A 25,710-nucleotide genomic window follows, 5' to 3' on the forward strand; every position below is an offset into this window, starting at 1 on the left:
CGGCTCGGGCCCGGACCCCTTGAGCTCAGACCAGGACCGCTTGAGCTCAGACCAGGACCCGCTAAGCCGGCTCAGACGCGGACCGCCCGAGCCGGCAGGGGTTTACTTGGACGGCTCCAGGACGTCGAGGCCGACATACGGGCGCAGTGCCTCGGGCACCACGACCGAGCCGTCGGCCTGCTGGTGGTTCTCCAGGATCGCGACCATCCAGCGGGTGGTCGCCAGCGTGCCGTTGAGCGTGGCCAGGTGCTGGGGCTTGCCGTCCTTGTCGCGGTAACGGACGCCCAGCCGACGGGCCTGGAACTCGGTGCAGTTGGACGTCGAGGTCAGCTCGCGGTAGCGCCCCTGGGTGGGGATCCATGCCTCGCAGTCGAACTTGCGGGCCGCCGACATCCCCAGGTCTCCGGCCGCCGTGTCGATGATGCGGTAGGGCACCTCGATCTTGGCGAGCATGTCCCGCTCCCAGGCCAGCAGCCGCTGGTGCTCCTCGCGCGCCTCCTCAGGGCGTACGTAGGAGAACATCTCCACCTTGTCGAACTGGTGGACACGGATGATCCCGCGAGTGTCCTTGCCATAGGAGCCGGCCTCCCGGCGGAAGCACGACGACCAGCCCGCGTAGCGAAGCGGCAGCTCGTCGCCGCCCAGGATCTCCTGGGCGTGGTAGCCCGCCATCGCCACCTCCGAGGTGCCGACCAGGTAGAGGTCGTCCTCGGGGAGGCGGTAGATCTCCTTGTCGTGGGCCACGTGGAAGCCGGTGCCCTGCATGGTCTCCGGCTTGACCAGCACCGGAGTGATCATCGGGATGAACCCGTTGGCGATCGCCTGCTGCATGGCCATGTTGAGCAGCCCCAGCTGCAGGCGCGCGCCGACGCCCTTGAGGAAGAAGAACCGCGAGCCGGACACCTTGGCGCCCCGCTCCATGTCGATGGCGCCGAGCAGCTCGCCCAGCTCCAGGTGGTCCTTCGGCTCGAAGTCGAACACGCGGGGCTCGCCATGGGTCTCGAGCACGACGTAGTCGTCCTCGCCGCCGTGGGGGGCGTCCTCCTCGACGATGTTGGGCACCGACTGGACGAGCTCGTCGAGCTCGGCGCCCAGCGTCTCGGCCTCCGCCTCGGCGGCCTTGACCTGGCCGGCCAGGTCCTTGGCCCGCTGCAGCAGCGCGGCCTTGTCGTCCCCCTGCGCCTTGGAGACCGACTTGCCCAGACTCTTCTGCTCGGCGCGCAGGGACTCGAACGAGGTCAGCGCGGCGCGGCGGCGCTCGTCGAGGTCGAGCAGCGTGTCGACGATCGAGTCGTCCTCGCCGCGGGCACGCTGCGAGGCCCGTAGCCGGTCGGGATGCTCACGAAGGGTACGCAGGTCAATCACGGATAAAGGCTACCGGCGCCCGGCTACCGCCCGCCTCAGGATTAGACGCGTCCGGCGCGGATTCGCGCCAGCCACTCTCCCGCCTCGGCGAACTCCGGGTCGGCCGTGCCCTTCTTGATCTGCGGCGCGACACCGTCGGCACGCGGGTAGCTGCCCAGGAAGCGCACCTCGCCGCAGATGCGGTGCAGGCCAGAGATCGCCTCGCCCACGCGCGCGTCGGCGACGTGCCCCTCGAAGTCGAAGTGGAAGAAATAGCGGCCGATGCCGCCGCCGGTGGGCCGCGACTCGATGCGGGTCAGGTTGACCCCGCGTACGGAGAACTCCGTCAGCATCTCCAGCAGCGCGCCCGGGTGGTCGTCGGCGAGGAACACGACGAGCGTGGTGCGGTCGTAGCCGGTCGGCGCGGGCAGCTCTCCCCCACGGCTCACCCGTACGAACCTGGTCACGGTGTCGTTGCGGTCGCCGATGTCGTCGGCGAGCTCCACCAGCCCGTAGTGCTCGCCCGCGATGCGCGCGGCGATGGCCGCGTCGTACGGCGAGCCGGGCAGCGCGACCTCCTGAGCCGCGGCGGCCGTCGAAGGCGCCGCCACCACGACCGCGTCGGGCAACTCCCGGGCGCAGAACGCGCGGCACTGCGTGATGGCCGCAGGATGCGTGTAGACCCGCTTGATGTGCACGATCTCGGTGTCGGGCCGGGCCAGCAGCGAGAAACGCACCGGCAGCAGCAGCTCCGCCGTGATCAGCAGCGGCTCGCCCCAGGCGAACTCGTCGAGCGTCGTGGTGATCGCGCCCTCGATCGAGTTCTCCAGCGGGACGACCGCGCCGTCGGCCTCGCCGTTACGGACGGCGGTCAGGGCGGCGCTGACGGTGGCGCGGGGCAGACGCTCGGCTTCGGGCGCGAGGAGCCGCAGGGCCTCTTCGGTGAAGGTGCCTTCCGGTCCGAGATAGGCGAGTCTGGGCATGCTTACAGAGTATCCGCAGGTAGTCGGGTAGTGCGGACCTTTCTTCCCTTTACCATCGGCCCGCCTGCACGTCGATCAGCGGGCCATGGCCGAGCCGGGCGGCTCGCACCGCCTGCTCCTCCTCCGGAGACAGCGGTTCCTCTCCCTTGCCGCTCACCACCGGTCGTACATAGGTACGAGTCTCGGACCGTCCGTTGATCGAGGTCAGCACGATGCCGTCGCCCAATCCGTTGATCATCGCGATCGAGAACGACAACCGCCCGCTCATCTCCTCGAGCGCGTCGTAACGGCACACGGCGACGTCCCGGATGGCCTTGAGATCGCCCTTGCCCTCGCTCGTCTGCATGACCAGCGTCTCCCGGCACTCGTCGAGGGCGGCCCTGGCCTGCTTGAGCGCTCTGTAGCCGATGGTCACGCCACTCACCCCGGCAACCAGGCCCACCAAGACCCATACGGTAGTCAGCACGTAACAGAGAGTAATCGGTCGTCAGGCCAGGTCGCGCCGTTTCGGCAACCAGGAGACCAGCAACCAGACCAGACCCAGCGCTCCCAGCCCGTAGCCGTTCTGCACGATCTTGTCGAGCACCGGCACCCCCGCCACCTTCAACGCCACGCCCCACCAAGGGATGGGCAGCACGTAGTACAGCCACACCCCCACGGCCACCCGCACCCTCACCGGATCGCGGCCGTCGCCCACGATCGCCCCGAGCACCACGACCACCCACGCGAGATGGTGGATCCAGGCGACCGGGGACAGCAGCACGGCCATGAGCCCGACCAGCGCGACGGCGGTGATCGGGTCCTTCGCCTGGTACGCGGCGCGCGCCCCGCGGAAGCCGTACCAGCCCACGACCGCCACCAGGGCGATCCAGATCACGGACGTCACCGCGTCGGGCAGGTACAGGCGGATCAGCATGCCGCGGATCGACTGGTTGGTGGTGGCGGCGTTCGCGCCGAGCCGGTTGGGATCGAACAGCGCGGAGAACCAGAAGTCGGCCGCGTCGTGCGGAATCACCACGAACGGTAGCAACGTGAGCAGCGCCGCGGCGAACGCCGCCATGAAGAACGTCCGCCACTGCCGCGTCACCAGCAGGTAGATCAGGAAGACACCCGGCGTGAGCTTCACCGCCGTGGCCAGCCCGATCAGGAACCCCCGCGGCCACCACGGCCTCCTGGCCACACAGTCGGCCAGGCACAACGCGACCAGCAGAATGTCCACCTGCCCGAACCGGACCTGGTCGCGGATCGGCATCAAGTATGCGCAGGCCACCATGAGGAAGGCGAAGAGCCACGGCGCGTACCGCGCCCACCCCAGCACCCCTCTGAAGGAGTACGCCACCACGACGGCCAGCGACACGAAGACCCCGGCGGTCCACACCCACTGGGCGGTATCCCAGGACATCTTGGCCAGCAGGACCGCCAGCATCGCCGCGACCGGCGGATAGGTGAACGGCAGCAACTGAGGCGCGGGCGTGGCGAACTCGTAGACGGCCCGACCATCGAGGATCATCTGCCCGCCGGTCCGGTACACATCCAGATCGACGAGTCGCTGATCGTCGGGATTGGTCAGCCACTGTTGCACCAGCGGTGCGACGGCCACCGCGATGAGCAGGGCGGCAATCGCCCACGCCCACCACTGCCGCCGGATCGTCGTCGCCCTGCCACCTGTCACGGTGTGGCACGTTACCGTGGCTGTTGTTGATCGAGCGCGTCGATACCGGGGGTTCCGCACATGCCGCACGCCACCTTCAGCGCGGCCTCCCCCACCTCGGACCGCCCTCCCATGCCGCCAGAAACCCCCGCCTGGCTGCGTCAAGCATCCCCTGCCCGGCGCGGCCATCGCCCGGCCGTCCTGGTCTTCGTCGCGATGCTCCTCGCCACCGTTCTGGCGCCCCTCATCGGCGCCGGCCCGGCCGCCGCAGCCTCGGAATCCGGTTCGGGTTCCGCCTCCGGTCCGCGTTCGGGTTCCGCCTCCGCCTCCGGTCCGCGTTCGGGTCCCGCATCCGCATCCGCCTCGGGGTCCGGTTCGGGTTCCGCCTGGGCATCATCCGCGCGCGGTCGTGTGGCGCTCATCGGAGTGCCGGGACTCCAGTGGAGCGACCTGGACGAAACCCGTACCCCCAACCTGTGGAAGCTGGTCGCCCACGGCGGCTCCGCGTCCCTGTCCACACGCGCCGTGCCACCGCCTGACCGCGGCATCACCTGCCCGATGGCCGGGTGGCTGACCGTGTCGGCGGGCCAGCGGGCGGGGACGGCCGGACGTGGGTGCCCCGCTGTCCCGGCGCCCGAGGTCATCGGCGAGGGCGCCACGGTCCCGGGCTGGCCGGCGCTGGCCGCGTACCAGGCCGAGACCGGGTACGACGCGCGGCTCGGCACCCTGGGCCGGCTCGTGACGTCCTCGGGCGGTCATGTCGCCGCCATCGGGCCAGGCGCCGCGGTGGCCGCCGCCGACGCGAACGGAAAAGTCGCCACATACGTCGACACGCCGGAGGCTCTCGGCGACCCGACTCCCTACAACCTGATCGTCATGGACGCCGCCGACCTGGCCGACGCCTGGGCCCGCCGGCCGCTCGACGAGTACGGCGTGCAGGCCCCTCTCCCCACCGCGACGCGGCAGGCCGCCACCGCGCAGGCGGATCACCGCATCGGCGACCTGCTCCGCCGGCTGCCGGGCGACACGACCGTCCTGGTGGCGGGCGTCTCCGACATCACCCCGAACCCCCACCTCCACATCGCCATCGCCACCGGCCCCTCCCCGAGCGGCCGGCCGTACCAGCACGGCTATCTGACGGCGACCTCCACCCGGCAGGACGCCCTGGTCACGATCACCGACCTGACCGCCACCGCGATCCAGCTGCTGGGCCTGGAGGCGCCGCGCGAAGTGGTCGGGCGCGCCTGGCAGACCGACGGTACGGCGGCCGCGGCCACGCCCGTCGACACGGTCAACGAGCTGTCGGACAGCGATCTGGCCAGTCAGGTGCTTCGGGAGGTCCGCGGGCCGTTCTTCGCGGTGTTCGTGACGGTACAGCTGCTCTTCTACGCCTTCGCCGCCCTGGCCCTCCGCCGCCGTCGCCGCTCCGCCGCCGCAGGGGAAACCACCACCGACTCCGCGTCTGCGGGAGTCCCGCCTGGTGAGGCGACGCCTGCTGAGGCCAGGGCCGCCGAAGCCGGGACCGCTGAGGCCGAGGCCGCTGAGGCCGAGGCCGGATCCGCTGAAACCGCGTCCGCTGAGGCTGGGTCCGCGGAACCCACCACCGTGGGGACTCACGGCGACGCCGGAGGGCCGTCGGCGGAGTCGGCGGGGGCTCTGCCGGGGCACGAGGCGGCGAGTGCTTCTCGGCTGCTGGCCGTCGTGCAGGTGGTGGCCGTGGTCAGTGGGTCCATCGCCGTCTCGACGTTCCTCGCGCAGCTGGTGCCGTGGTGGGCCCTCCCCCTGCCGATGCTCGGCGTCATCGTGACCATCCTCGCCTTCGCCGCGGTGATCACGGGGCTGGCCTTCGCCGGGCCGTGGCGGGCGCACGTGCTCGGGCCCCTGACCGTGGTCGCCGGCATCACCTCCGTCGCCCTGCTCGTCGACGTGATGACCGGCTCGACATTGCAGGTCAACGCGGTGACCGGCTACGAGCCTGTCACCGGGGGGCGGTTCTACGGGTTCTCCAACATCGCCTTCGCCGTGTACGCGACGGGGACCGTGCTCGCGCTGGCCGGAGTCGCTCAGTGGCTGCTCCGGAGGGGAGTGTCAAGGTTTGTGACGGTGCTGGTGTGCGGGGCTTATGGGGGGTTGGCGGTGTTCGCCGATGGGTGGCCGTCGTGGGGGGCGGACTTCGGCGGGGTTCCGGCCTTCGTGATCGGGCTGGCCGTCTTCCTCATCCTGCTCGCCGGGCGGCGGGTCTCGATCGTGAAGCTGCTGCTGGTCGGGGTGGCGGGAGCGGTACTCATCGGGGGCATCTCGCTCTTCGACTGGCTGCGGCCGGTGGCGCAGCGCACCCATCTGGGCAATTTCGTCCAGCAGATCATCGACGGTCAGGCGTGGACGGTGGTCGGGCGCAAGTTCGGCGCGATGATCGGCGTCACCGTCGGGAACTGGTCTCTCACGCTGCTCACGCTGGTCGCGCTCGCGTTCCTCTTCCGGGTGCTCAACCGGCCGTCACGCTGGGGTGCTCCGGCGCTCGGTCAGGCGTACGCGCTCGCGCCGACGCTCCGGGCAGGCCTGTTCGGGGCGCTCACATGCGCGTTCATCGGGTTTCTCATCAACGACTCGGGCATCGCCATCCCCGCCATGGCGCTCACGGTGGCGGTGCCGTTGACGCTCGCGGCGTCCGTACGCGCCCTGCGGCTCGCCACGCCCACCACACCAGAGCCGCCGTCAGCGCGAACAGGGCCCACGGAGCGATCCGCGACCTGACCACCGTACGGAGCCAGTCGAGGTCCTGCGGCATGACGTCGTTGTCGAGGACGCGGGCGGGCAGGTAGGCCAGGGACAGCACGAGCAGGTGCGTGAGCAGCAGCCCGTCGAGCGCCGACGCACCGATCAGGGCGAGCATCCCGAACGCCAGGCCGTCGTACCAGGGCAGGATGTACGGCGTCGCGAACAGGTAGGCGATGACGATCACGGCGGAGACGACAGGGGCACTCAGCCCCGCCGGCCCGTGGGCGTCCGCATAGCCCTGATAGCCGTCGCGCCTGGACACCAGGCGGAACAGTGACCACGCCACCAGAGCGAGCACCAGCAGCGAGCCGATCTGGATCTCGCCCCGGTAGGCGCTGCCCGCGCCGACGATCGACTGCAACCAGCCCTGGACGAGTTTCCAGAACGAGGCCAGCGAGATCGACTTGCTGGTGCGGGTCATCGGGCCGATCGCCTCGGTCCCGACGACCACGTAGCCGACGACCACCACGGCCAGAGCGGTGCCCGCCATCAGAGCCAGGCGGCCGGGGCGCCGACGCAGCTCCCAGGCAGGGCCGAGCGCCACGAGGCCCGCGTTGATCTTCACCGCCACGCCGAGGCCGAGCAGGACCCCGGAGCCGACCGGGCGGCTCCGCGCCAAGAGGGCGGCGACCATGCAGGCGATGGCCAGAGTGTCGATGTGCATACCGGCGACCAACTGGTAGAGCAGCAGCGGGTTGGCGGTCCAGAGCAGGGCCGCCCGCAGCCGTCTGGCGGGATCGTCCCGGGTGAGACGGTCGATCAGCAGGCCCGTCGCGATGAACGCGGCCGCGTTGACCAGGGCAAGCACGAAGATGGTCAGCCGGAGCGAGTCGCCGCCGATCCAGCTCGCCAGGGCCTGCACGGCCGTCGCCATCGGGCCGTAGACGCTCGGCTCCTCACGCCAGGGGGCTTCCACCGCGCGGGCGATGGGGTCGGTGGGCAGATCGACGGCTCCGTGCGTGTACGGGTTGACGCCCAACGTCACCATGCGTCCGTAGGCGGCGTAGTTGAGGTGGTCGCCGGAGCCGGATGGAGGCAGGAACGCCAGCAGCGCGGCGGCCAGGCAACCGAGGCGCACCAGCAGCCGAGGGTCCGGCAGCCACTGACCACCGCCGAATGACATGAATCCGCCGGTGGCGGGCGGTGAGGTGCCGGGCAGCGGGCTGGAGGGCGGCGAGGTGCCGGGCAGCGGGCTGTAGGGCGGCGGGGTTCCGGGCAGGTTGGCGGGCAGGGAGGAGGCGCGGGAGAGGGCGAGGAGGAGGCCCAGCGAGCCGAGCGCGCCGAGCACGATCGCGGCCGTGCCGAGCCCCACGACGAGGTGGGGGGCGGGATGCACGTTCATGGAGTAGGGCGGCTGCCAGGCGGGACCGCTCAGGGCGGGGACCATGACGGACGGGCCGAGGAGGCCGATGGCGATCGTCAGCAGGACCGAGGCGCCGATCGCCGCCGTGGCCGACTGGGCGAGCCGGCCTGGCGCCTTTCCGCGCCGCGTCTCCGAAGTCACCCGCAAATTCCAGCACACTCGCCGGAACGCTCAGGCCCGAGCACGCGGTCGGGCCGACAGCTCCCGCTCAGGCCCGCATCTCCCGGTCAGGCCGTACCTCCCGGTCAGGCCGGCAGGGAGTCCAGTTGCGCCAGGAGCCGTGCCTTGCCCGATCGGTCCAGCCAGGTGCTGAAGTCCGTGAGGGCGGCGTTGGCCTTGCGCAGGGGCTCGAGGTCGGTGTCGTAGTAGGTCTCGTTCGCCCAGGTGAAGACCTTCGCCACCTCGGGGTCGTGCTCCCAGAGGACGTCCAGCGGAACCTGGGTGTGCGGAATCCGGCGACCGGCCGCCGTGCTGAGCGCGTCGGCGATCTGCGGGGCGGTCAGCCGGTCGCCGGTGATCTCCATCGCCTGCCCCAGGTACGTGTCCGGATCCGCGAAGGCCAGCGCGGCGAAGGCGCCGGTGTCATCGATGGCGATGAGCTGCATGACCAGGTCGTCGTGCCAGGGCACGTTGAGCGAGCCGTTCTGGAAGAACCGCGCCGGGCTGGTGAAGTCCTCCATGAACCCGGCCGGGCGCAGAATCGTCGCGGGCACGCCCAGCTCGCGGATGCGTTGCTCGATCTGCCACTTGTCGATGGCGCCCCAGCCGTGCGCCACGTAGAAGCTGTTCTGGCTCTCGACGCCGCCGACCGAGGAGTAGACCAGGTGCCGCACGTCCGCGGCCTTGGCGGCGTCCGCGACGTTCTTGCCTTGGGCGATCTCGTTGTCGTTGGCGGACTGGACGCTGTAGATGCCGTGCACCCCGCGGGCCGCCGCGTCGATGGAGGCGCGGTCGTCCAGGTCGCCGCGGACGAGCTCGGCGCCGGCGGCGGCGAGTGCGACGGCCACGGGGGCGGTCTCGTCCCGGACGAGGGCGCGGACCCGCCACCCGTCGGCGAGCAGGTGGCGGGCGGTGGCGCCGCCCTGGTTCCCGGTGGCGCCGGTGACCAGGACGGTCTTGCCGCGGGTGCCGATGGTGCTGTTCATGACTCGCTCCAGTCGCAGGTGTTGCCGCTGTCGAGGTGACTGTATGACGAGATTTGAAAGTTAGTCAATCGACAAATATGAGTTGACCAGATCTCGTATGGGGTCATACGGTCCCTACGTGAGCGCCAACGCCGAACGACTCCGAGACCCGCGCCAGCGCGCCGAACGGGCCACCCGCATCCTCGACGTGGCAGCCGACCTGCTGCTGCGCCACGGCTATCGGCGGGTGACCATCGACGACGTGGCCGAGGGAGCCGGCATCGGCAAGGGCACCGTCTACTTGCACTGGAAGACCCGCGAGCAGCTGTTCAGCGTGGTCTTCGCCCGTGAGGTGCTCTACGCCATGGACGAGCTACGGCAGGCGCTGCGGCAGGAGCCGGAGACATGCCTGCTGCGTAACTTCGCGCGCGCCTACTTCCTGGCCATCACCGACCGCCCGCTGCTGCGCGGGTTCCTCTTGGCCGACCCCCACCTGCTCGGCAAACTGACCAGTTCGCCCGATACCGCCCGCGACGAGCGGCACGGCACCATGGCGCGTGACTACCTCAACCTGCTCACCGAGTACGGACTACTCCGCGACGACATGCGCGCCGACGAGATCGGCTACGCCTACCAGGCCACGTTCGAGGGCTTCCTGCGCGCCGAGGGCGATGCCCCCACCGGTGGTCCGGAGCAACGGGCGGACCTGCTCGCGCGGACGGTTCAACGTGCCTTCGAGAGCGAGGCGGCCATCCCCGACGCCAGGCTGCGCGACCTCGCCGCCGCCACCGTCACCCTGCTCAGCGGCCTGATCGACGCCGATCGCGCAGAGTCCGGCATCCCAGAGGCCTGACGTCCGCCGAGTCCTGCATCCCCGGGGTCTGACGTCTAAGGACACTTACCGCAGATACGGCAGGACGGTTCGAAAGTCCTGCGCATCGCGGCCCTCTTCGACGGGCCCGCCGCCGGAGCCTGCCCTACGCTGCCGCTCCCGCTCCCGCTCGATCATGATCTCCGCCACCGTCTCCTGGACGCCGTCGCGGATCTCCACGTACTGCAGCAGACCAGTACGTTCCAGAGCGGTGAGCAGCCGGTCGGGAGGGCTGGCCAGGATGATGCGGCCGCTGCGCGTGGCCCGCACGCGCTGCAACGCCACCGCCAGCGCCCCGATCAGGGAAGAGTCGTAAAACATCACGGCAGTCAGGTCAAACACCAGGATGGGCCCATCAGACCAGTCCCATACCTCCTGGATACGCGCACTCAGGCGCGCCCGGCCGACGTGATCCAGCTCGCCGCTCGCTCGAAGGACTGTGCAATGAACGTGTCGGATAGTGTCGATTCGCACCGCGCACGCGCTCATGGTTCGCACTCACTTCCAGTAGCGTCACCCTTCTTTCTGCCCGGGAAAAGCCGCATTCAACGGCTCGGGCAGCGTGAAGGCCATCACACGCCGCGAACCTCGGCCCTCCATCCAGTTGTGCCTGAATGCCCGTGAGTGCCCTAGACCAGGAATTCGGTGAGGATGCCCGGCGCGGCCCCCTCCGCCAGCGTGGGAGCGTCGCCCGCGGCGAGGTCGGGGATGCGGTAGCCCTGCTCGCCCGCCGCCACCGCGGCCGTCAGCGTCACGACACCGGCCCGCCTGCCGAACGGCGAGGAGGTGAAGGTCCAGGCGACGATGCCAGTACGGCGCAGCGCGAGCGTGTCGCGGCTGAACGTGCCGGACCGCGCCACCAGATAGTCGCCATCGACGGCGTGGCCCAGGTTGCGGTAGGCGTCCCGGGCCAGCCACCAGACGATCGGCGTCGCCACGACCAGGAAGATCCCCGCGACGAGCGGCAGACCGAGTACGGCCAGGGCGACGACCACGGGCAGGACGACCAGCGTCAGACCGCGCAGAACGCGGCGCCGCAGCGCGACGCGAGGATGGCGGAGCATGGGCCGGTCGGCCGCCTTGCCGGTGAGTCGCTCGACGACGCGCAGGGCCTCGGCGCGGGGCGCGGGCGGCAGCAGCGAGCTGCGGCGCCGGTTCTCCTCGTCGTCGCCGAGCCCGCTGGCCACGGCGGTGACCTTGGCGCCGCCACCGGCCCGGAGCAGCAGCGGCTCGCGCAGGAGTACGCCACGCAGCCGCTCGCGGTCCATCGACACCGATCGGGTCGTGAACAGGCCGCGGCGCACCGCGAGCGTGCCGGAGCCCGCCCATTCCAGGCGGTAGTTCCACCAGTTCTCGGCGTACAGCGCGGTCGCCCCCAGGCTGCCGACGACCACGAACGCCAGGAACGTCAGCGGGATCGTCACCCAGACCGCGCCGGCCGCGAGGTCGCGCAGGAAGCCGAGGCGCCACGGCTCGATCCCGATGCCGTCCAGGATCCGGTAGGCGGTGCCGAGGACCACGAACACGCCGCCGATCGTCCAGAACGTCAGCGGCGCGTAACGCAGCCACCGCCGATCGAACATGGCCAGCACCGGCTCGGCGCTCTCCCGTGTATCGGCCCGCCGCAGCAGCTCACCGCGCAGCCGGGCCGCGTCCTGCCGGGCCAGGGCCTCCAGCCGGAGTTCGTCGCGGTCGGCGGTGCCCGCGCGCACGACGGCGAGGCCGAGGAGACGGTGCACCGGGTTCGCGGTCAGGTCGACGTTGCGGATCCGGCTCAGCGGCACCGAGCGGAGCCTGCGGACGAACAGCCCCGAGCGCACCTCGAAGTGCTCGCCGGTGACCCGGTATCGGGTGCGCAGCCAGCGCGCCAGGCCGTTCGCGCTGATGGCGGCGAAGGTCACGGCGATCGAGCCGAGCGTGATCCAGGCCCGCGGGTCGAACCGGCCGCCGGTGGCGAGCGCGGTCAGCCCGAGCGACACCAGCGGCGCGACCAGCCAGAAGCAGTGCGCCGCGATGACGCGCCCATCGAGCCGCCGCCACTGCCCGTCCGCCCACGCCTCCGATCCGTCCACTCGCGGGCCCGGCTCGTCCGCCCGTACGTCCGGCCCGTTCACGCGCTCCTCCGGCCCGTTCACGCGGCATCACCCGGTACGGCCTGCGCCGCGGCGCCGATGCGGCGGGCGAGCTCCTCGGCGTCGGCGTCGGCCAGGCCGGCGATCTTCACGTTGCCGGCCGTCGAGGCGGTGGTCACGGTCACCGTGGCCAGCCCGAGCGACTGCTGGATCGGGCCGCGCACGGTGTCGACGGTCTGTACCCGGGACAGCGGCGCGATCCGGCGCTTCTGCCAGAACCACCCGCTGGCCGAGTAGACGGCGAGCTCACCCAGCTCCCACGCGTGCACCCGGTAGCGCCAGCGCGGCATGACCACCAGATAGACGACCGCGGGCAGTACCAGGACGACCAGCAGCAGCGGCCCCAGCCAGACCAGCGCCCTGGGGAAGAACAGCAGCGACAGCACGAACAGGCACAGCGCCGTCAGCAGCGCCGGCCCCGACAGGACCACCAGCGCCTGGAGCGTCCACCATCGTCTGGCCCTGGGATCGACCCTGTGCAGCGGAGGGCGGAGGTTGTTCACGCGGCGCGTCCTTTCCAAGTCAGCTGTATTACTTCGACCATAGCAAGACAGCTGACTTGGATCAACCGCCGAAAAGCCGGTCCAGCTGCCCGTCCATCAGCGCCACCGTCTCCTCGGCGGTGTGCACGCCCAGGTGGAAGTTGGCGCGCAGCCCGTCGGCCAGGCTGACCAGCAGTGCCGCCTCGGCCGCCGGATCGCGGGACATGTCGACGTCGCCCGCCCGCATGGCCAGCGCGATCTGGCCCTCCAGCACGCCACGCAGCGCGAGCGCGCGCTTGCGGGCGTAGTCGCGCAGCGGCTCGCTGCGCGCGGCCTCCAGCAGGAAGCTGATGTTGATCAGGCTGCCCGCCTCCGCCGCCCGGTCGACGGGGAGCATCTCCAGGACGATGGCCCGGAGCCTGGCCCGCGGCGACTGCGATCCGGCGGCCAGCATGCGCTCGGCCACGCGCTCGACGTTCTTCCTGTTCATGAACTCGACCGCGAAGACCATCATGTCCTCACGGTTGGTGAAATAGTGCTGGAGCTGGCCGAGCGACATGTCCGCCGCCGCGGCGACCTCTCTCAGACTCACCCGGTCGAGCCCGCGGGCCTGCGCCACCCGCCACAGCGCCTTGGCGATCTGGGTACGCCGGGCCTCGTGGTCCACCTGCTTGGGCACCCGTGCTCCTCTCTTTTTACGTCCCCCAACGGTACTCAATACGTATGACTTGGCATAACCACAGCGCGGAGAAGTGCACCGCGTACCCGAACGTGCGAACGTGATCTGGTGCATCGCTGAAGGGAGTGCCGGTGGGCATCATTTCGCGCGGCTTCCAGGGTCGGCGCCGAGGCGACGACGACCGGTTGCCGCCTGGCCAATACCTGGTCGACGATTTCCCGGTGCTGTCGGCGGGGCCGACGCCGCGGATCCCGCTGGAGCGGTGGGAGTTCGCCATCGACACCGAGGCCGGGCAGACCCACCGGTGGACCTGGCCGGAGCTGATGGCGCTGCCGCAGGAGACGCCGACGGTCGACATCCACTGCGTGACCAAGTGGTCCAAGCTCGGCACCGGCTGGCAGGGCGTCTCGCTGGACACGCTGTTCGAGAACGTCGAGTCGGCCGCCGAGTACGCGCTGGCCTACTCCTACGGCGGCTACACCACGAACCTCCCCCTGGAGGACCTGCTCGACGGCAAGGCGTGGATCGTCCACAAGTTCGACGGCGAGGAGCTCGAACCCCGGCACGGCGGGCCTGCCCGGCTGCTGGTGCCGCACCTGTACCTGTGGAAGTCGGCCAAGTGGATACACGGCATCCGGCTGCTCGACGAGGACTGGCCGGGCTTCTGGGAGACCGCCGGCTATCACAACTACGGCGACCCGTGGCGCGAGCAGCGCTACGAGGGCGACTAGGTGCGCCGCCTGACCTGGCTACCCGCCAGGCTGACCGCGCTGCGCGACGAGACCGACAGCGCCCGCACGCTGGTCTTCCAGGTGCCGGGGTGGCCGGGACACCTGGCCGGCCAGCACGTGGACGTACGGCTGACCGCCGACGACGGCTACAGTGCCCAGCGCAGTTACTCGGTGGCCGCCCCGGCCGACGGCGACACGGTCGAGCTCACCGTCGAACGCGTACCCGACGGGGAGGTCTCGCCGTACCTCACGGAGGTCATAGAGCCCGGTGACCAGGTGGAGATCCGGGGGCCGGTCGGCGGCTGGTTCGTCTGGCGGCCCGAGAGCACGTCGCCGGTGCTGCTGGTCGGCGGCGGTTCGGGCATCGTCCCGCTGATGGCCATGATCCGCGCACGTCGCCGGGCGGGCAGCCGCGTGCCGTTCCGGCTGCTGTACTCACTGCGCGAGCCCGGCAGCCGCTACTACGCCGAAGAGCTGCGCCGTCCCGATGCCGGGCTCGACGTGGGCTACATCTACACGCGGGCCGTGCCGGACGGCTGGCCCCGCCCGGCCGGTCGCATCCTGCTGGACGACCTGGCGGAGGGCGGCTGGCCCGCCGGCTTCGAGCCGGAGTGCTACGTCTGCGGCCCGACGGGGTTCGTCGAGGCGACCGCCGACCTGCTGCTCGCACTCGGGCACGCGCCTGAGCGCATCAGAACCGAACGCTTCGGCCCGACCGGAGACTGACCTGACGACCGAACGCTTCGGCCCGACCGGAGACTGACCTGACGACCGAAGGCTTCGGCCCGAGACTGACCTGACCACCCAAGGCTTCGACCCGAGACTTACATGACCGCCGAGCATTTCGCCCCGACCGGAGGCTGACATGACCGCCGAACACCTGGACGGCAACGCCCTCGCCGGCCCGCTGAGCGAGATCTTCGCCGTGGACGTCACCGCGGCCGTCGGACGGTGCGCGAGCTGCGGGCTGACCGGCCCCGTAGCCGAACTCCGCGTGTATGGCCCCGAACCGGGGCTGGTCGCCCGCTGCCCCGGCTGCGACGAGGTCGTGCTGCGCCTGGTACGGGGGCCGGGCGCGGCGTGGCTCGACCTGCGCGGCGCCGTGTCGTTGCGCGTGCGACTGCCGGAATAGCGGATCTCAATCGATCCGGCTTAGTACACTCGGGCACGTCCAACCGGCCGAGATCTGTACGGCGGAGGTCTTGGCCATGGGCGGCGGCCCGCGGCCCTGTCCCATGGGAGTCATGTGAACAGCGGACTGCTGGACGCGCCACCATCCCCCCAAGCGCCGACCCGCGGCCGCAAACGCTGGCTGCGGTGGACGATCGCGATCGTGATGACGATCGTGCTGGTGATCGCGGGCGTCGCGGTCGGCGTCTACCTCAAGTTGTACGGCAACGTGAAGCACGACGCCGTCACGGACGAGGACCTCGGCGCGAGCCGTCCGCCCAAGGTGGCGGACACCGCGATGAACGTGCTCATCGTCGGCTCCGACCAGCGCGACGGCAAGAACGCCAAGTACGGCCGCCGCGTCGCGGGTGAGCGTACCGACACGATCATGCTGGCGCACATCTCCTCGAAGCGGGACAACGCCATGGTCGTCAGCTTCCCGCGCGACTCGCTGGTGCAGCTGCCAGCCTGCCGCGCCAAGGCCGGACTGACCGGGCAGCAGCCGCACCTGGGCATGATCAACGAGTCGTTCAACTCCGGCGGCATCGCCTGCACCTGGAAGACGATCGAGTCGCTCACCGGCATCCACATCGACCACTTCGTCAAGGTCGACTTCACCGGCTTCAAGAGCATGGTCGACGCGGTGGGCGGCGTGGAGATCTGCCTGCCCGAGGCGGTCAACGACAAGAAGGCGCTGCTCCATCTGGCCGCCGGGCGGCAGACGGTCAACGGCGAGCAGGCGCTCGGCTACGTCCGTGCCCGTTACAGCATGGGCGACGGCTCCGACATCGGGCGGATCCAGCGCCAGCAGATGTTCATCGCGTCGATGGTGAAGAAGGTCATGAGCGGGCAGACGCTCACCGACCCGGGCAAGCTCTTCAACTTCCTCGACGCCGGCACCAAGGCCGTCACCACCGACCCCGACCTCACCCCCGGCGTGATGAAGGACCTGGCGACCAGCCTGCAGGGTCTCAACGCGGGACAGATCCGCTTCATCACCACGCCGTGGCACTACTCACTCACCCAGCCGGGCCGGGTGGAGTGGGTTCAGCCGCAGGCCGGGAAGCTGTTCCAGATCGTGTCCAAGGACGAGAGCGTGCAGGGCGTCAAGGGCGGGCAGACCAAGGTGCCCAGGTCCAAGGTGCAGATCGAGCTGCGTAACGGCACCTACCGCACCGGCCTCGGCACGCAGGTGGCCGCCGCGTTGGAGCAGCGGGGCTACCACATCACCAAGATCGGCGACACGCCCCGCAAGCCGAACGCCAAGACGACGATCTTCTACGGGCCCAACGGCGAGACGAGCGTCCCGACCCTGACCAAGGACCTGCTCACGTCCACGACGCGGTTGGTGGCGGGAGCGCAGACGAGCCGGTTGGTGCTGGTGATCGGCGACGACTGGAAGGGCACCAAGCCCCTGCGCACCGACGACACCGAGGCGCTGAAGGGCTTCGACGCGACACACGACACCTGCGCGGCGTCCTGATCGCGCCGCTCACGACGCGTACGCGTCCGAACGCTTCCTGGACGGCGCGGACGCCGCACACGGCAAGGCGTGGATGCCCTTCGGCGGCGGCCGGCGCTTCTGCGTCGGCGCCCTACTCGCCCTCCTGGAGATGCGCGTCATCCTCCGAGAGGTGCTGGGCCGCCTGGAGCTCTCCGCACCGGATCCGGCGCCGGAGGCCAGGCGGCTCAAGCTCGTCACCCTTGCCCCTGCGAAGCTGACACGCGTCAGCGCGCGTGCTCGGACCCCTGCTCGGACGCCGTAGGCGGGTGCATCTCGTCATGCGGCGAGTCTGCGCCCAGCTCCTTGCGAAGCCGGTCGTAGTCGATGTTGTGATCGGTGTACTTAAGCTGGCGAGCGACCTTTGTCTGCTTCGCCTTAGCTCTTCCTCGGCCCATGGCTACTCCCTAGTCCCCGCTGTCATCCTAGCCAACAACGTTACGACTTGAAGAATTATGCAAGTGCGCTGGATTAGTCTGACACTATGCACGTGGAGGTCTACCAGGCCAAGGCCGATTTCTTCCGAACTCTCGGCCACCCCGCTCGCATCAGAGTGTTGGAGCTACTCCAGGAAGGCCCGCTCCCCGTCCGGGAACTCCTGGCCCAGATCGACATCGAGCCGTCGAGCCTCTCCCAGCAGCTGGCCGTGCTGCGAAGAGCCGGGATCGTGAGCGCCATCCGCGAGGGCAGCACCGTCGTCTACACGCTGGCCACCCCCGAGCTGGCCGACCTGCTCGGGGCCGCCCGCCGCATCCTCACCGACATGCTCGCCGACCAGGGCGAGCTGCTCGCGGAACTACGAGCCGAGGTCCCCTGACCGAGATCCCCTGACCGAGGGACGACACCCGTACGGGCACGCCGCCGGGGGCGAGGTCCTCCGGAGTCGGGAGCCGAGTCTCCTGATCGGGATCCACCCGCACGGGTCACCGTCACCGCACCGTCAACCCGACGAAAGTAGGAGCAGGAGCTGGTCGTTCGGCAGTGTCGGGCGCCTCGGGATCTTTTTACGCTCCTACCCATGATCAGAACTCGCCGCACCGCCGTGGCCGTCCTCCTCACTCTGACGCTGCCCCTGTCGGTCGCGACGGCCGTCTCGATGTCGCTCCCGGCCGCCGCGGCCTCCTCTACGAACCGTTCCGACGTGCGCCTGGCGATCCCTCACCCCAGCGGTCAGTACGACGTCGGGCGCGACACCCTGCATCTCGTCGACGGCAAGCGCCGCGACCCGTGGGTGCCACGTGCGGGCGCGCGTGAGCTGATGGTGTCCATGTACTACCCGGCCGGCACCGGCGGGAGCGCCGCTCCGTACATGACCATGGACGAGGCCCGGCTCCTTCTCAAGGGGCAGAAGCTGGACACCCTCTTCAAAGCCGAACTGCTCGCCGACACGCGCACGAACGCACGCGACGGCGCCCGTCCCGTCGGCGGCAGGCACCCCTTGGTGGTGCTCTCCCCGGGCTTCACTCTCAACCGCGCCACCTTGACCACGCTCGCCGAGGAGCTCGCCTCCAAGGGCTACGTCGTCGCACTCGTCGATCACGCCTACGAGTCGTACGGCACCACGTTCCCAGGCGGCCGCACCCTGACCTGCGTCGCATGCGAGACGGTGGAGCAGGCTCCCTCCGATGAGGAGGAGAAGCAGCTGCTGGGCAAGGCCGCCGCCGGCCGGGCAGCCGATATTTCATTCGTCATCGACCAACTGACCCGCACCGGCGGACAGGCACCCGTCTGGAAGCGCTGGAAGATGATCGATCCGCAGCGAATCGGCGCCGCCGGTCACTCGCTCGGCGGCAACGCCGCGGCGAGCGTCATGGCCGCGGACCGCCGTGTTCGCGCCGGGGTGAACCTGGACGGCACGTTCTTCGCGCCGGTTCCGAACGCCGGCCTCGGCAAACGGCCGTTCCTCATGCTCGGCACCAAGGCCCAGCACTCGCCCGACTCCACTGACACGAGCTGGCCGCGAGACTGGCGGCGCCTGGACGGCTGGAAGCGTTGGCTGACCGTGACCGGCTCCGGCCACTTCACCTTCATCGACCTGCCCATCCTGGGCGGGCAGGCAGGGATCACCGACCCCACCGCGCCGCTCCCCGGAACGCGGTCGGGCGAGATCACCACAGCGTACGTGGGCGCCTTCTTCGACCAGCACCTACGTGGCGAACACCAGCAACTGCTGGACGGCCCGTCCACCGCCAACCCCGAGGTCCTTTTCCAGAACCCCTAGAAACCTGACGGCGAGGACGCTCCTGCTTTTCCCTACTCGTCCCTACTTGTCCCTACTTGTCGGCAGCGGTGCCGGCGTCGGCCGCGCGGCGGGCGCGGGCCTGGACGATCTTGGGGTAGCGGGCGGTGAAGACGGCCGGGGCGGCGAACGTGACCACCTTGATGGCGATGACCACGGCCGTCGCGTGCGGCGCGGCGGCCAGCACGAAGGTCAGCGACACGGCGGCGACGGTGAACGCGCTCGCCCAGACCGTGGTGATGACCGCGTTGACCCGGTAGAAGGCCGGGGTGTTCCAGACCTCCTTGGGCGCCATGGTCCGCGCGATGCCGAGCGTGAAGGGCCGGCGGATGGCCAGCGAGCCCCAGGCGGTGCCCGCGAGCCAGACGTTGACCAGCGCCGGGCCGTACGGCGTGAGGAACGAATGCGGATCGATCAGCGAGAAGACCGTGAGGCAGGCGAAGAAGACCGCGGCGCTCGACTCGATCACCATCTCGTCCCACGCCCGCCCCGCTCGGCGGTCCACGACGACGAGGACCAGCGCGATGATGAGGCCGGTGATGGCGCCCCAGCGCCACTCGTCGCCGGTGGCGATGATCGCGTAGAGGATCCAGGGGGCGAATCCCAGCAGACCGCGCATTTCAAGCTCCCTACGACGTTCCTATGTAGACATGTCGAAGGTAGAACTTGCGGCATCGATATGTCAATATAGGAATATGAGTCTTCGACACGCCGCGCTCGGCCTGCTTTCCGAAGGACCGGCGAGCGGCTATGACCTGATGAAGATGTTCGAGGTCTCCCTCGCGAACGTCTGGCCGGCCACGCAGAGCCAGCTTTACGCCGAGCTCGGCAAGCTGGCCGACGCCGGGTTGGTGAGCGTGGCGGCCGAGGGGCCGCGCGGCCGCAAGGAGTATGCCATCACCGAAGAGGGCCTGGCCGAGCTGCGCCACTGGATCACCGATGTGGAACCGGTCAGGACCATGCGCAGCGAGATGCTGCTGCGCGTGTTCTTCCTGGCCCAGGTGGATCCGCAGCAGGCCAAGGAATATCTGCGGCGGCAGTCCGAGATCGCGGCCAAGAGTCTGGAACAGATGGAGAGCATCAAGGACTTCGTGGAGAGCGGGCAGGACAACCTGTCGGTGTTCGGAAGGCTGGCGCTGGAGTACGGCCTGCGCGTCGGCACCACGCAACGCCAGTGGGCCGAATGGGCGGAAGGACAGATCCGTTAGGCTCGCCCCATGGTCTCCGAACTGTTCGATCCGAAGGCATGGCAGGTGGTCGAGGGATTCGACTTCACCGACATCACTTATCATCGGGCGGTCGACCAGGGCACCGTACGGATCGCCTTCGACCGCCCCGAGGTACGCAACGCGTTCCGGCCGCAGACGGTCGATGAGCTCTATCGCGCGCTCGACCACGCCAGGCAGACCACGGACGTGGGATGCGTGCTGCTCACCGGCAACGGCCCCTCGCCCAAGGACGGCGGCTGGGCCTTCTGCTCGGGCGGCGACCAGCGGATCAGGGGCAAGGACGGCTACCAGTACGCCGACGGCTCGGCGTCCACCGGCCGGCTGCACATCCTGGAGGTGCAGCGGCTGATCCGCTTCATGCCCAAGATCGTCATCTGCGTGGTGCCCGGCTGGGCCGCGGGCGGCGGGCACAGCCTGCACGTCGTGTCGGACCTCACGCTGGCCAGCGAGGAGCACGCCCGCTTCAAGCAGACGGACGCCGACGTGGCCAGCTTCGACGGCGGCTTCGGGTCGGCGTACCTGGCCCGGCAGGTGGGGCAGAAGTTCGCCCGCGAGATCTTCTTCCTCGGCGACACCTACTCCGCCGCCGACGCGCACCGGATGGGGATGGTGAACGCCGTCGTCCCCCATGCCGAGCTGGAGAAGAGGGCGTTGGAGTGGGGCCGCAAGATCAATGGCAAGTCGCCCACGGCCCAGCGGATGTTGAAATATGCCTTCAACATGGTCGATGACGGGTTGGTGGGGCAGCAGGTGTTCGCTGGTGAGGCGACGCGGTTGGCGTACATGACGGACGAGGCCGCCGAGGGCCGCGACTCGTTCCTGGAGAAGCGCTCACCCGACTGGTCTCCCTTCCCCTGGCATTACTGACCACCTCCACCCAATCGTGACCATGGGCTGGAATTCTGATACGTCCTGTGGTCCCTGCATGGGATGGAGATGAGACAGTTGCCGGCATCCACGGTGTGGCGCCGCTTTCTCAGGCACACGTCCGCTCTGTGGCTCGTCGGCGCGGTGATCGCGTTATGCCTGCCAGCTCCCGCGCAAGCGATGGCCGACAAGACCCTCACTCTGTCCTACACCTGTACAGGCGGCCCGTTCAGCGACACAACGCTCAGCGTGCCGCTCACCATGCCGGATACGGCGACTGGCACGTTCGACGTCAAGTGGCGCATTCCCGCTCTGACGCTGCGCACGGCACCGACCACCACCACGCAGGTCCACGTCGCCGGAAAACTCATGGTGACCGGCGGAACGCACACGGATCTCAGCAAGACCGGGGCGAGCGTCACCTCCGGATTGACCTCCGTGCTGGCCGGACAGGTGACGAGTACGGTGTCGGTGACCGCCACGACGGGTGGCGAGGTGACGGTCCAGGGCTCCACCGAGCAGGGCAGCCTGAAGCTGAGCCTGGCCAGCGCGCCGTCGGAGGTGACCTCGTGCACGACCACGAGCACGACCAGCGTGGTGATCACGGTCGGCCAGGGCGGCACCGGGACCGGGACCGGTGACGTGGTGACCTACTCCTGCAAGACCGGCACGGAGGCCACCCCGCAGACCGTCAAGGTCAAGGTCACGCTGACGATGCCGACGAGCGCCCCCAAGACCGGCGAACAGTTCTCGATCGGCTGGGCGGGCACCTATGAGACAGGTTACGAACTCGAGGCCCCGTCCACCGGGCTGCCCGCCGGCAGCAAGCTGTACGCCTACGCCTCGATCTCCGGCATCACCGAGCTGACCTCCGCGACCGGAGTAGCCGACCTGACAACGGTCACCGACGGTGACCCCATCACGCTGCCCACCAGCGTCGACATGAAGACCACCTCGAAGAACTCGGGCTCGGCGACGGTGAAACCGGCCGCCATCAACATCGGCACCTCACCGACCGCCTCCGTCATCGAGTGCGAGGTTCAGGACGCCACCAGCCTCAAGACGTACCCCCTCACCATCGGGGCAGGCAGCGGCAGCAGCCCCACACCGACCCCAACAAAGTCCAAGTCCCCGACGCCCAAGTCCCCAACGCCCAAGTCATCGTCCAAGACCTCCTTCAAGACAGAGCCTTCCGCCACCCCGAAGGCGGGAGCCGACACGGGCGCGGGCGGCGACGCCGGTCCGGACGGCCGCCTGTTCGTACTGACGGGCTCCGCCCTGATAGCAGCGGCGGGCGCAGGCGGCCTCCTCATGCGCCGCCGCTCCACGACCAGGCCCTGAACGGGGCCAACCTCAGAAGCAGCCGAGATCGCGATTCTGTCGGCCACCGCTGTTATTAATTACGCCATAATCCGATACTTCGCAGGGAAGCGTGGTTTTCGATGGCGTTGGTGACGTTTCGCGATGAGACGGCGGCAGGACGGGCGTTAGAGGAGTTCTCCCTGCCGGACCTGCCCGAGCGGATCTCGGCCCGCGAGCTGGTACGGCTGCGCGTACGCGAGGAGGTGGCCCGATACAACGCCGCCCCCTCCCACCATTTTCACGGCCTGGTCAAGCCGAGCGACGCCGAGGCTGAGCTGAACGGCTACCGGATGCGAACCGCGCGCAAGCTGAACTGGGAGCGTCAGGCCGACGCCGCCGAGGCCGCGTTCGCCCGCAACGGCTTCCTGCTGCTGGTCGGCGACCGCCAGATCGAGGACCTGGACACCGAGATCGACCTGATCGCCGACCCCGTCGTCTCCTTCGTCAAGCTCGTCCCGCTGGTCGGCGGCTGACTTGCGCCTGATCAGCCTTGATATCTACTTCCTTATCGATGGACGATAGATACCAATATTGGACGCAAGGAGATCGATTCTGGTCTGCTAAGCGGGCATTGACGTCCATCGGGGTCGTGATCGCGTTGAGGTCCCTGGCCCGTGAAAGCAGGTGTTCGCCCATGTCCTTCGGGCAGTCCAGCCCGTCCCGCCGTGCGTTGCTGGCCGCCGCGGCCCTCCTGCCGCTGGTGGGACGCGAGGCCGAAGCATCGGCCGCCGCCCCCAAGAGCGCACAGCACTACTACGACCGCGCGGCCAAGCTGGCCGGCGACGACCCGGTGCTACGGGCCCTGGTCAAAGCGCTCACGCCGGGCCTCACGATGCCGCCCGTGCAGCCCCTCGCGCCACTGAGGATCTTCGACGACGTCGCGGTGCTGGGCACCAGCTTCGTCCAGGCCACGGCCCTGCTCACCTCCCAGGGCGTCATCCTCATCGACGCGCTGGGATCACCGGACGACGCCGAAAAGATCATCGTTCCTGGGCTGCGCTCTGTGGGAGTGGATCCAGCGAAGATCAAGTACGTGGTGGTCGCCCACGGCCACAGCGATCATTTCGGCGGCGCCCAGTTCCTCGCCGACCAGTACGGCGCCCGAGTCATGATGAGCCGAGCCGACTGGAACCTCCTCGCCGCCGATCGCCCGGCCAATGCGCCCAAGCGAGACCTGGAGATCTCCGACGGACAGCGGCTCACCCTCGGCGACACCACAGTCGCGTTCCACCACACGCCAGGCCACACGCCGGGCACCGTCTCGCCGATCTTCCCGGTGCGCTGGAAGGGGCTACGACACACCGCGATGTTGTGGGGCGGGACCGCGCCACCCGCCGCGACCACGGACAAGCGCACCCTTCTCTCCTCCGCGCTCGCCTTCGCCTCCAGGATGAGGCAGGCAGGAGTGGACGTCGAGCTGAACAATCACGGGGGCGCCGACAACAGCCGGGCGCGCATGGAGGAGTTGCGGGCCGGGTCCACGGGAGCGGCGAATCCGTTCGTCATCGGCCGTTCCAGGACGCAGCGCTTCATGAAGGTCATGGAGATCATGCTGCGCGGCCGCATCGTCCAAGACCAAGAGGCGAGCGCCGGCACGTCTCCAGCCGCTGCGGCGGCCTCAGCCAGGCGATCGGCCCACGCCTGCTGCTGACAGACGACCGGGAGCCCGGGAACGCCACGCATGCCGCGCGGGCGCTGTCCATGTTCCATGCGGGGTGAGCGGCGGGCAGCGAGGCGGCATCGCGTTCCGCCGCCAGGGAGCCGACGGTGACGGCATGATCTCTATCGAGTGAGTCGACGTGGTGGGCGATCACGTACGGCAGGCCCTGCGGGCGTTTGGGGCCAGCCCATGCGTACCTTCTCGAAGGATCCCATCTCCTCACGCGGGTACAAGTACCATTGGGTACCGGAGGGATGTCATGGCTGCATCGAATGTCGCACCGCTCAAAGTCGATTCTGAGACCGACCAACTGATCTCGCATGGAGCGCATTTCCTTCACGTGACCAAGAAGGAGTTCGTCGCGCAGGCTGTACGGGTCTATCTCCAGGTCCGCCAGGCGGAGTTGCACGCGGCCATGCAGGAGGCGATGGCTCAACTGGACGGGACACACGCGGCGCGGGTCGCACTCGTCGCCGGGCTGACCGAGGAGCAGATCGAGGAGCTGGGAGGGGTGTCCGGGTGATGAATCCGACTCGTCCGACCATCCGCTGCCTGCGCGAAGACCTCGGCTTCTCCAAGCTCCCGCCCGCACGGGTGGCACTGAACGAGCTGGAACATCCCTTGCTCCGTAAGGCCTCCGCCCAGTTCTCCGGAGACGGCCCCAGGGAACGGATCGCGTCGGTCGACGACAGCGTCCTGTTCAAGGTCAAGATTCAGCGATGGAGAGGAGCAGTGTGGGCCGACAATCGCTGTCCCTGGCGGTGGCGGCGGGCAGGCGGGAAGACGGCAGCCCGGACGACTTCTATGCAGCCCTCGTCGAGCGAGGACGACACGCTCGCAAGCTCTATAACAGCGGCAACTCTCCGGCGCTGACGACCGATACCCACACCGACGGCTTGCTGCCCGATCTCCTCGACGAGGCGCGCCTACGACTCGAAGACGTCGAGCGCCATATGCTTCGGATGGAGAGCTGCGTTCACAGGCTGGTCGTCAACTCACTGCTCAACGGGCGCGAAGAGCGCGAGGATCTCAGCGGCTACACACTCGCCGTTCTCGTACGTTCTCGGGAAGACCACGAGACTTATGTGGGCATCCGCATCATCGGTAGTGTCACCATCGCCGAGCAGGCAGCTGTCCTCGACGCCGTTCCCGGGTGCGAACGTGACAGCTGGTATCCCGACGTCATGCCCCACCGCGAAACCGATGCAGGTGAGGTGATCTGGTCCAACCTCATGGATCCGCACGCGGCCGCCTCGCTTCTGGCCAATGGCGCACTGGACTAGGGTTCCATCCGGCCGGGATTAGCGTCCAACCTGTAGCACTCGGCGTGGTGCGGTTCTTCGGCTCGCCGACACAAGGCTGCTGTACCGCATTCAGGTACGGACTGGTGGTGCTCGTGGCGTTCATAGCGGCCCGCGTACAACCTCATCCGGTCGCGTGGCGAACGAGAACGCTCCCGCTTTCGCTCGTGGAGCTCTCATGTCTTTGGCGGGCCAGTCGGTGAGGGGTGCGTGGTCGAGGACCAGGCCGGTGTCCAGAAGGCG

Annotated in this window: 27 protein-coding genes and 1 pseudogene; 16 read left to right on the forward strand and 12 right to left on the reverse strand. The window is 69.2% G+C overall.

Annotation, left to right across the window (positions count from 1 at the left end; genetic code table 11):
• Nucleotides 1–102 precede the first annotated feature (102 nt).
• From serS to AB0H88_RS38215, 4 genes are read right to left on the reverse strand one after another with little or no spacing between them, the layout of a single operon-like run.
• A complete protein-coding gene (gene serS, locus AB0H88_RS38200) occupies nucleotides 103–1,365 on the reverse strand; it encodes a serine--tRNA ligase (protein WP_357653308.1) in 1,263 nt (420 codons plus the stop codon).
• A 41-nt stretch (nucleotides 1,366–1,406) separates the two neighbouring features.
• Entirely contained in the window at nucleotides 1,407–2,327 is a 921-nt protein-coding gene (pheA, locus tag AB0H88_RS38205; RefSeq protein WP_357653310.1) for a prephenate dehydratase, read from the reverse strand.
• Nucleotides 2,328–2,376: 49 nt separating this feature from the next.
• A complete protein-coding gene (locus AB0H88_RS38210) occupies nucleotides 2,377–2,793 on the reverse strand; it encodes a DUF4446 family protein (RefSeq protein ID WP_357653312.1) in 417 nt (138 codons plus the stop codon).
• Between the two features lie 21 nt (nucleotides 2,794–2,814).
• Nucleotides 2,815–3,999 carry a glycosyltransferase 87 family protein gene (locus AB0H88_RS38215; RefSeq protein WP_357653314.1) on the reverse strand — a complete coding sequence of 395 codons (1,185 nt, stop codon included), beginning with the start codon at nucleotides 3,997–3,999 and terminating at the stop codon, nucleotides 2,815–2,817.
• Between the two features lie 390 nt (nucleotides 4,000–4,389).
• On the opposite strand from AB0H88_RS38215, the gene AB0H88_RS38220 reads away from it, so the two are divergent.
• A complete protein-coding gene (locus tag AB0H88_RS38220; RefSeq protein ID WP_357653316.1) occupies nucleotides 4,390–6,732 on the forward strand; it encodes a hypothetical protein in 2,343 nt (780 codons plus the stop codon).
• Here the strand turns inward: AB0H88_RS38220 and mptB are convergent.
• Together mptB and AB0H88_RS38230 are read right to left on the reverse strand one after the other, a co-directional pair.
• Nucleotides 6,614–8,260: a polyprenol phosphomannose-dependent alpha 1,6 mannosyltransferase MptB gene (gene mptB, locus AB0H88_RS38225; protein ID WP_357653318.1), complete on the reverse strand. Its 1,647-nt coding sequence runs from the start codon at nucleotides 8,258–8,260 to the stop codon at nucleotides 6,614–6,616. The genes AB0H88_RS38220 and mptB overlap by 119 nt on opposite strands.
• A 104-nt stretch (nucleotides 8,261–8,364) precedes the next feature.
• Nucleotides 8,365–9,264 (reverse strand): NmrA/HSCARG family protein, encoded by a 900-nt coding sequence (locus AB0H88_RS38230; RefSeq protein WP_357653320.1) that lies wholly within the window; start codon nucleotides 9,262–9,264, stop codon nucleotides 8,365–8,367.
• Between the two features lie 118 nt (nucleotides 9,265–9,382).
• On the opposite strand from AB0H88_RS38230, the gene AB0H88_RS38235 reads away from it, so the two are divergent.
• On the forward strand, nucleotides 9,383–10,096 hold the full coding sequence (locus tag AB0H88_RS38235) for a helix-turn-helix domain-containing protein (protein WP_357653322.1): 714 nt from the start codon (nucleotides 9,383–9,385) through the stop codon (nucleotides 10,094–10,096).
• Nucleotides 10,097–10,141: 45 nt separating this feature from the next.
• On the opposite strand, the gene AB0H88_RS38240 is transcribed toward AB0H88_RS38235, so the two are convergent.
• The 4 genes from AB0H88_RS38240 to AB0H88_RS38255 all read right to left on the reverse strand — a co-directional run bounded on the left by AB0H88_RS38240 (nucleotide 10,142) and on the right by AB0H88_RS38255 (nucleotide 13,407).
• Nucleotides 10,142–10,603 carry an STAS domain-containing protein gene (locus AB0H88_RS38240; RefSeq protein ID WP_357653324.1) on the reverse strand — a complete coding sequence of 154 codons (462 nt, stop codon included), beginning with the start codon at nucleotides 10,601–10,603 and terminating at the stop codon, nucleotides 10,142–10,144.
• Between the two features lie 140 nt (nucleotides 10,604–10,743).
• Nucleotides 10,744–12,249 carry a PH domain-containing protein gene (locus AB0H88_RS38245; protein ID WP_357653326.1) on the reverse strand — a complete coding sequence of 502 codons (1,506 nt, stop codon included), beginning with the start codon at nucleotides 12,247–12,249 and terminating at the stop codon, nucleotides 10,744–10,746.
• A complete protein-coding gene (locus AB0H88_RS38250) occupies nucleotides 12,246–12,749 on the reverse strand; it encodes a PH domain-containing protein (RefSeq protein WP_357653328.1) in 504 nt (167 codons plus the stop codon). Before AB0H88_RS38250 ends, AB0H88_RS38245 begins: the two co-directional genes overlap by 4 nt.
• Nucleotides 12,750–12,810: 61 nt before the next feature.
• Nucleotides 12,811–13,407, reverse strand: a complete 597-nt coding sequence (locus tag AB0H88_RS38255; RefSeq protein WP_357653330.1) for a TetR/AcrR family transcriptional regulator — start codon at nucleotides 13,405–13,407, stop codon at nucleotides 12,811–12,813.
• 131 nt (nucleotides 13,408–13,538) lie between these two features.
• Between AB0H88_RS38255 and AB0H88_RS38260 the strand changes: the two genes are divergently transcribed.
• The 5 genes and pseudogenes from AB0H88_RS38260 to AB0H88_RS38280 all read left to right on the forward strand — a co-directional run.
• The gene (locus AB0H88_RS38260) at nucleotides 13,539–14,138 is read left to right on the forward strand and encodes a molybdopterin-dependent oxidoreductase (protein WP_357653332.1); all 600 of its coding nucleotides are present in this window, start codon (nucleotides 13,539–13,541) and stop codon (nucleotides 14,136–14,138) included.
• A complete protein-coding gene (locus AB0H88_RS38265; RefSeq protein ID WP_357653334.1) occupies nucleotides 14,139–14,864 on the forward strand; it encodes a ferredoxin reductase in 726 nt (241 codons plus the stop codon). It abuts the gene before it with no gap.
• Nucleotides 14,865–15,003: 139 nt separating this feature from the next.
• Complete coding sequence (locus AB0H88_RS38270; RefSeq protein WP_357653336.1) at nucleotides 15,004–15,270, forward strand: DUF6510 family protein; 267 nt, start codon at nucleotides 15,004–15,006, stop codon at nucleotides 15,268–15,270.
• Nucleotides 15,271–15,384: 114 nt separating this feature from the next.
• Nucleotides 15,385–16,791 carry an LCP family protein gene (locus tag AB0H88_RS38275; protein ID WP_357653338.1) on the forward strand — a complete coding sequence of 469 codons (1,407 nt, stop codon included), beginning with the start codon at nucleotides 15,385–15,387 and terminating at the stop codon, nucleotides 16,789–16,791.
• Nucleotides 16,792–16,822: 31 nt separating this feature from the next.
• A pseudogene (locus AB0H88_RS38280) lies at nucleotides 16,823–17,074 on the forward strand (cytochrome P450); the annotation flags it as partial.
• Here AB0H88_RS38280 and AB0H88_RS38285 read toward each other — a convergent pair.
• On the reverse strand, nucleotides 17,037–17,207 hold the full coding sequence (locus AB0H88_RS38285; RefSeq protein ID WP_357653340.1) for a DUF3073 domain-containing protein: 171 nt from the start codon (nucleotides 17,205–17,207) through the stop codon (nucleotides 17,037–17,039). The pseudogene AB0H88_RS38280 and the gene AB0H88_RS38285 sit on opposite strands and share 38 nt — an antisense overlap.
• Before the next feature lie 86 nt (nucleotides 17,208–17,293).
• Between AB0H88_RS38285 and AB0H88_RS38290 the strand changes: the two genes are divergently transcribed.
• Both AB0H88_RS38290 and AB0H88_RS38295 read left to right on the forward strand, forming a co-directional pair.
• A complete protein-coding gene (locus tag AB0H88_RS38290) occupies nucleotides 17,294–17,626 on the forward strand; it encodes a metalloregulator ArsR/SmtB family transcription factor (RefSeq protein ID WP_225301381.1) in 333 nt (110 codons plus the stop codon).
• Between the two features lie 201 nt (nucleotides 17,627–17,827).
• A complete protein-coding gene (locus tag AB0H88_RS38295) occupies nucleotides 17,828–19,030 on the forward strand; it encodes an alpha/beta hydrolase (RefSeq protein ID WP_357653342.1) in 1,203 nt (400 codons plus the stop codon).
• 52 nt (nucleotides 19,031–19,082) lie between these two features.
• Here AB0H88_RS38295 and AB0H88_RS38300 read toward each other — a convergent pair whose 3' ends face one another.
• Complete coding sequence (locus AB0H88_RS38300; protein WP_357653344.1) at nucleotides 19,083–19,667, reverse strand: hypothetical protein; 585 nt, start codon at nucleotides 19,665–19,667, stop codon at nucleotides 19,083–19,085.
• A 76-nt stretch (nucleotides 19,668–19,743) separates the two neighbouring features.
• Here AB0H88_RS38300 and AB0H88_RS38305 point away from each other — a divergent pair, with 76 nt between their 5' ends.
• The 7 genes from AB0H88_RS38305 to AB0H88_RS38335 all read left to right on the forward strand — a co-directional run bounded on the left by AB0H88_RS38305 (nucleotide 19,744) and on the right by AB0H88_RS38335 (nucleotide 25,449).
• Nucleotides 19,744–20,256 (forward strand): PadR family transcriptional regulator, encoded by a 513-nt coding sequence (locus AB0H88_RS38305; protein WP_357653346.1) that lies wholly within the window; start codon nucleotides 19,744–19,746, stop codon nucleotides 20,254–20,256.
• A gap of 9 nt (nucleotides 20,257–20,265) precedes the next feature.
• Nucleotides 20,266–21,144: a 1,4-dihydroxy-2-naphthoyl-CoA synthase gene (locus AB0H88_RS38310; protein ID WP_357653348.1), complete on the forward strand. Its 879-nt coding sequence runs from the start codon at nucleotides 20,266–20,268 to the stop codon at nucleotides 21,142–21,144.
• A 69-nt stretch (nucleotides 21,145–21,213) separates the two neighbouring features.
• Nucleotides 21,214–22,485: a hypothetical protein gene (locus AB0H88_RS38315; protein WP_357653350.1), complete on the forward strand. Its 1,272-nt coding sequence runs from the start codon at nucleotides 21,214–21,216 to the stop codon at nucleotides 22,483–22,485.
• Nucleotides 22,486–22,586: 101 nt separating this feature from the next.
• A complete protein-coding gene (locus AB0H88_RS38320) occupies nucleotides 22,587–22,979 on the forward strand; it encodes a hypothetical protein (RefSeq protein WP_357653352.1) in 393 nt (130 codons plus the stop codon).
• A gap of 161 nt (nucleotides 22,980–23,140) precedes the next feature.
• Nucleotides 23,141–24,157, forward strand: coding sequence for an MBL fold metallo-hydrolase (locus tag AB0H88_RS38325; protein ID WP_357653354.1), 1,017 nt, complete (start codon nucleotides 23,141–23,143; stop codon nucleotides 24,155–24,157).
• 349 nt (nucleotides 24,158–24,506) lie between these two features.
• Entirely contained in the window at nucleotides 24,507–24,689 is a 183-nt protein-coding gene (locus tag AB0H88_RS38330) for a hypothetical protein (protein WP_357653355.1), read from the forward strand.
• Between the two features lie 211 nt (nucleotides 24,690–24,900).
• On the forward strand, nucleotides 24,901–25,449 hold the full coding sequence (locus AB0H88_RS38335) for a hypothetical protein (protein ID WP_357653357.1): 549 nt from the start codon (nucleotides 24,901–24,903) through the stop codon (nucleotides 25,447–25,449).
• Nucleotides 25,450–25,710: the final 261 nt, after the last annotated feature.

Source organism: Nonomuraea sp. NPDC050680 (genome assembly GCF_040654555.1).
GTDB lineage: Bacteria > Actinomycetota > Actinomycetes > Streptosporangiales > Streptosporangiaceae > Nonomuraea.